We start from the raw sequence: 10,411 nt of genomic DNA on the forward strand, positions 1-10,411 counted from the left end.
TCAGGTAATCCGCTATGGCACAGCATATCGGCTTTAAACTGGCACGCCTGCCACGACTCTGGCGCGCTGTCATCGATGAACGCCTGGCGCCGCTGGGGTTGACCCAGACGCGCTGGGTGACGCTCTGGAACCTGCGAAACATGGGCGGGGGGCAGGCGCAGTGCGACCTGGCGCGGGCCATCGGCGTCGAAGCGCCCTCGCTGGTCCGTACACTGGATCAGCTCGCCGAGCAGAATCTGATCGAGCGCCGCCCCTGCGCCGAGGATCGGCGCACCAAACGGCTGCATCTGACCAACGATGCGACGCCCTTGCTCGAGAAGATCGAGGAGATCGTCAATGAAGTCCGCGAAGAGATGCTCGGCGGGTTCACGCAGCAGGAGATCGATACCTTCGAAAGCATGCTGGATCGCATCGAGCGAAATGGTATGGACCTTCAGCGCCAGAGCGAGCAAGCCAAGGCCAGCTGATCACGGCCAGGTTCGTGCTGCAGTGGCTATTTTCACGCACGCCACTTACGTCCGGCGCTCTCGCACGGCACTCACGCACCCCAGGGAGGGTGGTGCGGAATGCCTGCAACGACCTTGTCGTTCCTCAACGCGACCTGTACCTCCATCGCGATTGCCGCCTGGATCGCGACTCGCCCCCTGAAGGGCGTCCGCTGCCCTTTCAGGACGCTCCCCGCCTCAGGGTTTCTCGAGAGTCCTGACACTCAACGCGGACTGACAGGCAATTCTGCACGTCTGCCACTCCCGGCCAGCGTATCGCGCATGGCGAGCCAGCTTGCCCAATCCTGCTGGAAACGTTCGTGGCCCATTGCCTCCTGCCACCAGACGCACAGCGTATGCTTGCCCGACTCGACGATCAAAGCGTCTGCCGGCAAGCGATCCAGCCACTGCTCGAGAGCTTCCCGCCGTTCGGCATCCAGAGACGGCAACGGGGCCTGCCGCCAGCGCCACTGATCCGTCGCCGCTTCCAGCGCTCCACTGGCGACTTCATTGCGGACCAGGGTGAAATCGCTGCCCGACGCCGTACCGGGATAGCGCAGCCGATAACCCATCAGTGCAATGTTCGGCATCGCCATCGGCGCCTTGGTGAAGTTCAGCTCGCCGCCATTGGCCTTGACGTAGCGCCGCAGCTGCCCGCGGGTGGCCTCGCCCCGACTGGGGCGTAACCACACCATCGGTGACAGGATCAACAGTACTGCCACCGACAGAAAACCCAGCAACGCCATAGTGTCTCTACTCCTTTTGCGGCCGACGGCTCTGCCGTCTGAGAGCCCTGCGTTACGACCAAGGTATGAACCTTTATTCTACCGATTGACGGTTACATTGCGTTGCGTCGTGAAGATGCATGGTTGATGATCGTGGCGCGCCTGACCGCAGGCCATTGATGAAAAGAGCGTTGTGCCGTTCATGAGGCGCGCTTACAGTTATCCATATTCATTCGCCGAACGGGGGATTACCCGATGAGCAACGAATACCATCATGTGCTGGTTGCCGTGGATCTGACCAAGGATTCGCACAAGGTTCTGGAGCGGGCGATTCCCATCGCCCGCCGCAATCAGGCCAAGCTCTCGATCATCCATACGCTGGAGCCCCTCGGGTTCGCTTACGGCGGCGATATTCCGATGGATCTGACGAGCATCCAAGACCAGCTCGATGAACACGCGACGCAGCGACTGGCCGACATCTCCGACCCTTACGATATTCCCCGTGAAGACCAGCATATCGTGGTAGGAATGCCGGACACTGAAATCCAGCGCTTTGCCAAGGATCAGAATGTCGATCTGATCGTCGTCGGCTCCCATGGCCGACACGGTTTTGCGCTACTGCTGGGTTCGACCTCGACCGGCGTGCTGCATGGTGCCGAGTGCGATGTCCTGGCAGTTCGCGTCGGCAAGGACGGCGAGACCGAGGAGTAACGCCTTACGCCAGACCGAGGAGTAACGCCTCACGCTAGCTTCCTGCCCTTCTCAAGAAGGACGGGGAGCTAGCGAGCAAGAAGGACAGGAAGCTAGCGACGACCCCGCGGCCGCTAACCCTCGCCTTCTGCCATTGCCTCCAGCTCCATCCAGCGCTCCATCGCCCGGTCCAGCTTGGCCTGGGTTTCCGACAACGCGTCGATCGCAGCGGCGACGGTCTCGCTGTCCTGTTGATAGAAATCCGGCGCGCCCATCTGACTTTCGTAGGTTGCGATCTGGCTTTCCAGCGACTCGATCGTCGCCGGTAACGTATCCAGCTCACGCTGCAGCTTGTAGGACAGCTTCTGACGGCGCTTGTCACCGTCGCTCTTCGTCGCCGACTGGGTCGATGCCGCCTGCCGTTCGGCCAGTTTTTCCTGTGCCTTGCGCGCTTCGGCCAACTCCCATGGCGCAGGCGGCAAGCGTCCACCCTGCCGCACCCAGTCGGTATATCCGCCGACGTAGCTCCGCACGACGCCGTCACCCTCGAACGCCAGTACGTCGGTGACCACGTTGTCCATGAACGCCCGGTCATGCGAGACCAGCAGCAAGGTGCCCTCGAAATCGATCAGCAGCTCTTCCAGCAGCTCCAGCGTCTCCACGTCGAGATCGTTGGTCGGCTCATCAAGCACCAACACATTGGCGGGTTGCGTGAACAGTTTGGCCAGCAGCAAGCGATTGGACTCGCCGCCGGACAGCGCCTTGACCGGCTGGCGGGCTCTTTCGGGCGTGAACAGGAAATCCTGCAGATAGCTGATGACGTGCTTGTCCTTGCCCGCAACGGTGATCTTGTCGCTGCCCTGGGCCACGTTGTCATAGACGCTCTTGTTCAACTCGAGCCCGGCGCGTAGCTGGTCGAAATAGGCGACCGAAAGATTGGTCCCCATCTGCACGCTGCCTTCACTCGGCGCGAGTTCTCCCAGCAGAATCTTGAGCAGTGTGGTCTTGCCGGCGCCATTGCGCCCGATCAGACCGATACGATCGCCGCGCTGAATCTCCAGGGAGAGATCACGGATGATGCAGGCGTCCGCGTAGTACTGCGTGACGTCTTTCAGCTCGACGACGCGCTTGCCGCTACGCTCGCCGCCGTCCACCTGGAACGAGGCCTTGCCCTGGCGCTCGCGTCGCTGGGAGCGTTCACTGCGCATCTTCTCCAGCGCTCGCACGCGCCCTTCGTTACGCGTCCGGCGGGCCTTGATGCCCTGCCGGATCCAGGTCTCTTCCTGGGCCAGTTTCTTGTCGAACTCGGCACGCTCACGCGCTTCGACCTCGAGTTCATGGGCCTTCTGCGCCTGATAGGTCGGATAATCGCCGGGGTAGCGACCCAGGCGTCCGCGATCGAGCTCGAGGATCGCCGTCGCCAGTTTGGAGAGAAAGGCACGGTCGTGAGTAATGAACAGCACGGCACCATCGAACGCCAGCAGCTGCTCTTCGAGCCAGGTGATCGTGTCGATATCGAGATGGTTGGTCGGCTCATCAAGCAGCAACAGGTCGGGGCCGGCAACCATGGCCCTCGCCAGCGCCACTCGCCGACGCCAGCCGCCGGACAAACCACTCATCATCGCGTCGGCGGGCAGCCCCAGTCGGGTCAGCACGGTATCGATACGCTGATGGAACGACCAGCCATCCTGCGATTCCAGCCGTGTCTGCAGCGTCTCCAGACGTCGCATGTCGGGATCGGCCGACGCTACCAGGCGATGATACTCGGCCAGCAGCGCCCCGGTCTCGGGAAGCCCCTGAGCAACGACTTCGAAGATCGTTGCCTCATCCGCGTCCGGCAGCGTCTGCTCGAGGACGCCAATCTTGAGCCCTGGGGCGCGCCAGATATGGCCATCGTCGGCCTGATTTTCGCCCGCGATCAGTTTCATCAAGGTCGACTTGCCGGTGCCGTTGCGCCCGACCAGCGCCAGGCGCTCGCCCTTTTCGATCACCAGATCGGCGCCGTCGAAAAGCGTATGATGCCCGTAGGCGAGTTGCAGTTGTTCAAGGCGTAGCAGAGCCACGTAGGACCTCGCGTTCGTGAGTCTTCGAAATGACTGAAGGTATGGCGTGCAGAACCTGTACCGTGCTGACACGTGTCTGGCCGACACTGAATCTTGGTGAAACTGGATCTTGCCGACACTGGATATTGTGGACACTGATCTTTTCGAATCATTGTCGAGCCGAACGTGTTTCTTGTCAGGCATTGTACCTTGTCAGTCCACTCTCGCCGAAATGGATTGGACTGCGCTTCGCCCCGACGCTTCGGCGCTTTACAATGTGCTCCGACTTTTTCCCTCGAATGAAAGGAGTGCCGCGTGAGCGACACGCCCCAGCACGAATCTATCCACGGCGACTCTCCTCTACCGGAGGCGCTGCGCATCACATCGCCGGCACCGCTGGTGGACATCGGCGCCAATCTGACCCATGAAAGCTTTGGCCAGGACCTTGAGGCCACTCTGGCTCGAGCGGCAGATGCCAATGTCCGGTCCCTGGTGGTTACCGGCGCCGATCTCGAAGGGGCGACACGGGCAGCCGAACTGGCGACGCGGTTTGCGAGTCTACATGCGACGGCCGGTCTGCATCCTCACCATGCATCCGACTGGAACCTGGATCTGGAACATGCCATGCGCGAACTGCACCAGCAGAAAGTCGTGGTCGCCGTGGGGGAATGCGGGCTCGATTTTCATCGTGACATTTCACCTCGCGCGGATCAGGAGCGGTCCCTGGAAGCGCAACTGGCTCTGGCAGCGGAAACCGGCTTGCCCGTGTTTCTGCATGAGCGTGACGCGGGGCGCCGGATGCTGGAGATGCTGCGCGAGTGGCGCGATCGACTGAGCGACGCCGTCGTGCACTGCTTCACCGGTGATCGCGAAACGCTTCACGGCTACCTAGACCTGGATCTGCACATCGGCCAGACCGGCTGGCTGAGCGACGAACGCCGAGGCCATCATCTTCGCGAATTCGTCGCAGATATTCCCGTCGAACGTTTGATGGTGGAAACCGACTGCCCCTACCTGCTGCCAAGAAATCTGCCGGCGAAAATCAAGGGACGCCGCCACGAGCCGGCTCTGCTACCTTGGATAGTGAGAGAACTGGCTTACTGGCGCGGCGAAAGCGAAGCCGAGCTGGCACAACAAACCACGCTCACGGCCAAGCGTTTCTTTCGGCTCGAGGAGGACGCTGGCAAATGACGGACTATCCGGGATTCATCGCAATAGAAACGGGCGGCGATAATTCGCTGCCATTGGCCATCGCCTGGGCGCTGCCCAACGGTCAGATCAAGAACACCCTGATTCAGCCGGACGACGAATGGCTGAAAGATGAGCTGCTGTCGCTCGGCGGTTATGATCTCGACGAGCTCCGCCATCTCGGAATCAGTCCGCTGGACGTTATCCGAGAGCTGGAAAACGATCACTTCAGCGAGACGCTCTACACCGCCGGCGTTCAGGACGATGAAGCGGCGCTGTCGTTGATGTTCGATGACTTCGGCGTCGATCCATTCGTGGAGTTGGCCCCGGCGGCGAATCTCTATCCCGAGCTCGATGCCGGCGAATGGTCCCGCGCCCGCAGCGAGCTCTTCGGCGAAATGGGTCTCGAGCCCATGCGTCCGGAGCATGAAGTTCAGGTCATGCTGTATCTACATCAGCGGCTCGTGCAGCAGGACGAGTAGCGCTACCCGCCTCGAGCCGTCGCCGTCCGGCGGCGACGGCTTTCTCGAGTCCTTGGCCTGTCGAATCACCTTCTGTCGCGTAGAAAACCTCCAGCGTGTCGATGAGCGCCTGCGCTCGCAATGGTATGCCTTCGCTGCGATAGCGCCTCGCGCGCGCGGCCACTTTCACGCTGAACGCTCGGCGGTCCACCTCGACACCATCGAGATTGTCGACGCTGACCTGAAACGGCTTGCCACAGGCTTCGCTGAATAGCGACTCGAGTGCCTGAGGCGCAGTTTCGACACGTTCGAAATCCGCCTGACGCCCGGCGTCTCGTCCGTCCGGTTCATACCAGTAGCCATAATCCTCCTGCTGCCGCCGTGACTCTCCGGCAATACACCAGTGGCTGACCTCGTGCAGCGCACTGGCGAAAAAGCCGTGGGCAAACACGATGCGGTGAAACGCGTGTTCGGCATCGGCCGGCAGGTAGATAGGTTCGTCGCCACCGCGAACCAGCCGCGTGCGATAGCTGGGCGCGAACACGCCGTCGAACAGGGCAATTAGGTCTTCGATATCGTGAGTCATCAACATCTCCGAAAGTGCGCCGGAGTATACGTAAGTTCAGGGCTCTCGCCGAGCGCCGGCTCTCGACTCCTGCTAGAATCGCCGCCCTGTCCGTTCGGTCAAGGAGCGCTTCATGTCGTCGACCGCCAACCGGCTTCACCGCTGCCGGGTAGAAACCCGTAGCCTGGTGCGCCTGGCCCTGCCGATCTGCGGTGCGCAATTGGCACAGGCCGGCATGAGCGCGTCGGACGTCATCATGTCCGGCCGGGCCAGCGCCACCGATCTGGCGGCGGTTTCCGTCGGTGCCAGTCTGTGGGTACCGCTGATGCTGTTGATGACGGGCACCCTCATGGGCGTCACGCCCATCGTGGCCCAGCAAGCGGGCGCCGGACGTTTCGATCAAGTCCGCGGCAAGGTTCATCAAGCGCTGTGGGTCGCGCTGGTCCTGGGCTGTCTCAGCGCTCTGGCGATGACGCTGGGGGCCAAGGCCATTTTTCAATTGATGGAGATTCCGGCCGAGGTCGCGAGCCTCGCAACCGACTATCTCAAGGCAGTGGCCTTCGGGATTCCGGCCGTCGCGTTCTACCAGGCCCTCCGGGCGTTCTCCGACGGCATGCATCACACCCGGCCTTCGCTGTGGATGAGCTTGGTGGGCCTCGCGGTCAATATCCCCGGCAATTTCCTGTTGATCTATGGCGGGCCCGGCCTGGTCGGCCTGTTTGGCAGCGAGACGCCTCTCTTCCTGCAGCAGCTGCCCGCCCTGGGTGCGTTTGGCTGCGGGATCGCAACCGCCGTCTCGATGTGGGCCATGTGCCTGGGCATGGTCTGGTACACGACTCGCAGCCGCGCGTACGCGCCGGTGGTGCTGTGGGAAGCACCGACGCCGCCGCGCTGGCGAGATATTGCCGAGCTCACGTATATCGGTTTGCCGATTGGCCTGGCCATTTTCTTCGAAGTCACGCTGTTCACCGTGATCACCCTGCTCGTCGCCTATCTCGGCGAAATCACGGTAGCCGCTCACCAGATTGCACTCAATGTGACTTCGATCCTGTTCATGCTGCCGCTGTCGCTGAGCATGGCGCTGACCGTTCGAGTGAGCAACCGACTGGGCGCCGGCAATCTTGCCGAAGCCCGTTTCGTTGCCTGGAACGGTACCGGCGTGGGTTTTGTCCTGGCCCTGTTCAATAGCGCGCTGATCTGGCTATTGGCGAAGCCCGTCGTCACACTCTATACGGGGAATATTGAGGTCCAGACCCTGGCGATGTCGTTAATTCTACTGGCGATGCTGTTCCAGATTTCGGATTCGCTTCAGGTCAATCTCGCTGGCGCTCTACGGGGTTACAAGGACACCCGCGTGGTCATGGGGATCACGCTTTTTTCTTACTGGTTCGTTGGCCTGGGCTGCGGCCATCTACTCGGCCGCGGCCTGGACGGCATGTTCGATGCCCTCGGCATCTATGGATACTGGATCGGCCTCAACGCCGGTTTGACGTCAGCGGCAACGCTTCTGGCGTGGCGGCTCTGGCGCGTCAGTCGGCGCTGCCAGGCAAAAAGCGCAAATTATCACTAATGAGATCGCTCGAGGGCTTAACAGGTCCTTTGTGGCTATGCTAATACTGGCAGCAGGCCTCAAGCCGAGACAATGCCGACCAGGAGGGTAGTCATGGGCGTCCCACTTTCCCCTCGATCTGCGCAGATCATTGATCTGGAAACCATGAGGCACCGGCTGAGAGCCAGGAAGCGGTTGGTCCGGCTATCGCCCGAACTCGATGGTCTGGAAATGCTTTACTATCTCGCCTCGGACCCCGATACGCTCTATGGCATGCCATTACTGGCGTGGGGTTTGCGTGAGGATAACGAGGTCGTCGGCCTAGTGCCGTGGATGGAGTCGTTGGCGCCCTGTCATGAGCTGGACGATCCTGAATACGGTCACTTCGTAGGCTATCGGGATCCCGAGACTCATGAAATATTCCATGATGCTCCCGAGCACAAGATCGCCGAGCTGGAACACGCGGCGGCGTACTTCGATTATGAAGAGACTCAGGACATCTCGTTGACGCAGCAGTTGCCTGAAACCCAGGGCACGCACGCGCTCTGCATGGACGAAGACGGCCGGCCCTGGCAGCTCAAGCAGATCTTCGGCTGGTATCTCTACAGCAACGGCAACGTCGATGCGATGCTGGTCGATGACGCTCAGGTCACGACACTGCCGGTTCTGGCCGGCGACGACTGCCTCTACCCCGGGCGCAGCCGACACCGCACGCTTTACTTCTTTCAGCGCAATATCGCCAATCGAATCCGCAACGAAGATCCGGATACTCTCGAGGCGCTGGCGCTGATGGTCGCAACGGGTAATTGATTCCGATGGACAGCCGCTATTTCAGCCTAACTGGATGCGATAGCGGTACTCGGCGCCCTCCTGAGTCTGCTCGATCAACTCGTGACCCAGGAAATGGCAGAACTGGGGGATATCGCGTGTGGTAGCAGGATCCGTCGCGATGACATTCAGGATATCGCCGACGGCCATGTCACGAACCTTGTTGTGCATCAGCATGATCGGCTCCGGGCAATAGAGCCCGCGAGTATCCAGGGTCTCGCCCTGCGGGGTTGCAGTGTCGTTCATGGTAGCCTCGCACAATCCATCGTCTTGATCCGTTCTGTCTATCCATCCAGACGAACATGAACGGTAACTTCTTCACGATCATGATACAGGTGACGACAGGCAATGGTAGCCGCCACGCCATGCGCCTTCAGCGTCACCTCGAGTCGCGTCAGGCAACGTCTTACCTCTTCCCAGCGCTTCTTCATCGGCAACTTCAGATTGAAGATCGCTTCACGGCACCAGCGCTTGATCAGCCACCGCTCGACCATGTCGATCACGCGCATGGGTTTGTCGACGATGTCACAGACCAGCCAGTCCAGGCGATAAGGCGGCTCCCAGACGAAGCCATCCTCACGCAGATGTTCGACTTGACCCGTCGCCATCAAGGCCGGCGCCATGGGTCCGTTATCGATGGCGTAGACGAACATTCCTCGACGCACCAACTGATAAGTCCAGCCACCCGGTGCGGCACCCAGGTCCACGGCCTGCATGCCATTGTGCAGGCGTGAGTCCCAGGCATCCTTGGGTACGAAAGTATGCCATGCCTCCTCGAGCTTCAGCGTCGAGCGGCTGGGAGCATCATGGGGATGACGAAGACGCAGTACGCCGCCCGGATGTTCGCTGCGATTACCCGGGAAACTCATTCCAATCTGAACCGAGTCACCAGATAGCCAAAACAGATGTAGCCGACGGCCACCGGCCTTGCGGCGCAAACCGCCACCTCGCTTCAGAGCGCTTTCCAGAGGGCGACTCAGGGATTTGGCCAGACGCCCCAGACTTTTGCCGTCATTGGTGTCGGGCGTTTCGTGCCAGATCGACTCGAAATTCCAGCCACTCTCGTTGACCTGTGCGACGATCGCGGAAATGCGATCATCACGCGAAAGCTGTAGTGGCGCGAATGCCACTAACGATTGCCGCGCGAAGACCAGTGACATCAAAGGTAGTGCACGATGAATGCCATTAGCCGGTTGGGATTCGTCGCTCTGCCAGCGAACGAAGCCGCTATCAGGATCAGCCGCCACGACTTCACCAGACTCACCCACTTCGTGCGCGCGCGCACTGACTTCAGCAGCTAGGTCGGGCTCGAAACCCGCTCGACAATATAACAACCATTCGTTGGGCACTCGATTCACAATTGCCTCGCTGTGCTGGCATTCATCTATTGAAAGACCGATATAAAAAAACCCCAGCCTATTGGCTGGGGTTTCGGATAGATGCCTGACGATGATTGGGGCGGCCATCCGTGGGCCGGCACTCCGGGACTCTCCATGGGGAGACCCCTAAACGCATGGGGAGACCCCTAAATAAGAGAACCCCGACCAATGGCCGGGGTTCGGAATAGATGCCTGACGATGACCTACTCTCGCATGGGGAGACCCCACACTACCATCGGCGCTAAGCGGTTTCACTACTGAGTTCGGCATGGATCAGGTGGTTCCCGCTCGCTATGGTCGTCAGGCAAAACTGACGTCGGAATGATGGGCCTTCACGGCTTACCCAACCCTCATTCCAACCGATTCGGATCATGCTGACTGAGATAGGTCTCATTGCCTGCCCGCTCTACGAGGCAGCGCGTATCCTGCGTTGTCGGTGATCGTTCACCGATCCGACTTTGCGCTTACTTCAGCAAAGTCTTGCAAACCCCTTGGGGTT

The 10,411-nt window shown here is 60.6% G+C and carries 11 protein-coding genes and 1 rRNA gene; 6 read left to right on the forward strand and 6 right to left on the reverse strand.

Annotated elements, in window-relative coordinates:
- The first annotated feature begins 14 nt into the window (after positions 1–14).
- Positions 15–467: a transcriptional regulator SlyA gene (slyA, locus tag BTW08_RS17140; protein ID WP_075563723.1), complete on the forward strand. Its 453-nt coding sequence runs from the start codon at positions 15–17 to the stop codon at positions 465–467.
- 242 nt (positions 468–709) lie between these two features.
- On the opposite strand, the gene BTW08_RS17145 is transcribed toward slyA, so the two are convergent.
- Positions 710–1,231 (reverse strand): hypothetical protein, encoded by a 522-nt coding sequence (locus BTW08_RS17145; protein ID WP_083627952.1) that lies wholly within the window; start codon positions 1,229–1,231, stop codon positions 710–712.
- 234 nt (positions 1,232–1,465) lie between these two features.
- Between BTW08_RS17145 and BTW08_RS17150 the strand changes: the two genes are divergently transcribed.
- Complete coding sequence (locus BTW08_RS17150; RefSeq protein WP_075563724.1) at positions 1,466–1,921, forward strand: universal stress protein; 456 nt, start codon at positions 1,466–1,468, stop codon at positions 1,919–1,921.
- A gap of 113 nt (positions 1,922–2,034) precedes the next feature.
- Here the strand turns inward: BTW08_RS17150 and BTW08_RS17155 are convergent, their stop codons facing one another.
- Positions 2,035–3,963, reverse strand: a complete 1,929-nt coding sequence (locus BTW08_RS17155) for an ATP-binding cassette domain-containing protein (RefSeq protein ID WP_075563725.1) — start codon at positions 3,961–3,963, stop codon at positions 2,035–2,037.
- A gap of 294 nt (positions 3,964–4,257) precedes the next feature.
- On the opposite strand from BTW08_RS17155, the gene BTW08_RS17160 reads away from it, so the two are divergent.
- Together BTW08_RS17160 and BTW08_RS17165 are read left to right on the forward strand one after the other, a co-directional pair.
- Positions 4,258–5,133: a TatD family hydrolase gene (locus tag BTW08_RS17160; RefSeq protein ID WP_075563726.1), complete on the forward strand. Its 876-nt coding sequence runs from the start codon at positions 4,258–4,260 to the stop codon at positions 5,131–5,133.
- Entirely contained in the window at positions 5,130–5,612 is a 483-nt protein-coding gene (locus BTW08_RS17165; RefSeq protein WP_075563727.1) for a hypothetical protein, read from the forward strand. The genes BTW08_RS17160 and BTW08_RS17165 overlap by 4 nt, the downstream gene beginning before the upstream one ends.
- On the opposite strand, the gene BTW08_RS17170 is transcribed toward BTW08_RS17165, so the two are convergent.
- A complete protein-coding gene (locus BTW08_RS17170; RefSeq protein WP_075563728.1) occupies positions 5,569–6,177 on the reverse strand; it encodes an elongation factor P hydroxylase in 609 nt (202 codons plus the stop codon). The genes BTW08_RS17165 and BTW08_RS17170 overlap by 44 nt on opposite strands.
- Positions 6,178–6,289: 112 nt before the next feature.
- Between BTW08_RS17170 and BTW08_RS17175 the strand changes: the two genes are divergently transcribed.
- Both BTW08_RS17175 and BTW08_RS17180 read left to right on the forward strand, forming a co-directional pair.
- Positions 6,290–7,726, forward strand: a complete 1,437-nt coding sequence (locus BTW08_RS17175) for an MATE family efflux transporter (protein WP_075563729.1) — start codon at positions 6,290–6,292, stop codon at positions 7,724–7,726.
- Positions 7,727–7,819: 93 nt separating this feature from the next.
- Positions 7,820–8,515 (forward strand): hypothetical protein, encoded by a 696-nt coding sequence (locus tag BTW08_RS17180; protein ID WP_075563730.1) that lies wholly within the window; start codon positions 7,820–7,822, stop codon positions 8,513–8,515.
- A 21-nt stretch (positions 8,516–8,536) separates the two neighbouring features.
- On the opposite strand, the gene tusA is transcribed toward BTW08_RS17180, so the two are convergent.
- From tusA to rrf, 3 genes are all read right to left on the reverse strand, one after another.
- Complete coding sequence (gene tusA / locus BTW08_RS17185; protein WP_075563731.1) at positions 8,537–8,779, reverse strand: sulfurtransferase TusA; 243 nt, start codon at positions 8,777–8,779, stop codon at positions 8,537–8,539.
- 38 nt (positions 8,780–8,817) lie between these two features.
- The gene (rlmM, locus tag BTW08_RS17190; protein ID WP_075563733.1) at positions 8,818–9,894 is read right to left on the reverse strand and encodes a 23S rRNA (cytidine(2498)-2'-O)-methyltransferase RlmM; all 1,077 of its coding nucleotides are present in this window, start codon (positions 9,892–9,894) and stop codon (positions 8,818–8,820) included.
- A gap of 208 nt (positions 9,895–10,102) precedes the next feature.
- Positions 10,103–10,217: ribosomal RNA gene (gene rrf / locus BTW08_RS17195) — 5S ribosomal RNA — on the reverse strand.
- Positions 10,218–10,411: the final 194 nt, after the last annotated feature.

The sequence above is a fragment of the Salinicola sp. MH3R3-1 genome (assembly GCF_001937155.1).
GTDB classification, from domain to species: Bacteria; Pseudomonadota; Gammaproteobacteria; order Pseudomonadales; family Halomonadaceae; genus Salinicola; species Salinicola halophyticus.

Bases quoted from the DNA above. Each gene is read 5' to 3' on its own strand.
- slyA (WP_075563723.1), top strand. From the start codon at position 15: ATGGCACAGCATATCGGCTTTAAACTGGCACGCCTGCCACGACTCTGG.
- BTW08_RS17145 (WP_083627952.1), bottom strand. From the start codon at position 1,231: ATGGCGTTGCTGGGTTTTCTGTCGGTGGCAGTACTGTTGATCCTGTCA.
- BTW08_RS17150 (WP_075563724.1), top strand. From the start codon at position 1,466: ATGAGCAACGAATACCATCATGTGCTGGTTGCCGTGGATCTGACCAAG.
- BTW08_RS17165 (WP_075563727.1), top strand. From the start codon at position 5,130: ATGACGGACTATCCGGGATTCATCGCAATAGAAACGGGCGGCGATAAT.
- BTW08_RS17170 (WP_075563728.1), bottom strand. From the start codon at position 6,177: ATGACTCACGATATCGAAGACCTAATTGCCCTGTTCGACGGCGTGTTC.
- BTW08_RS17175 (WP_075563729.1), top strand. From the start codon at position 6,290: ATGTCGTCGACCGCCAACCGGCTTCACCGCTGCCGGGTAGAAACCCGT.
- BTW08_RS17180 (WP_075563730.1), top strand. From the start codon at position 7,820: ATGGGCGTCCCACTTTCCCCTCGATCTGCGCAGATCATTGATCTGGAA.
- tusA (WP_075563731.1), bottom strand. From the start codon at position 8,779: ATGAACGACACTGCAACCCCGCAGGGCGAGACCCTGGATACTCGCGGG.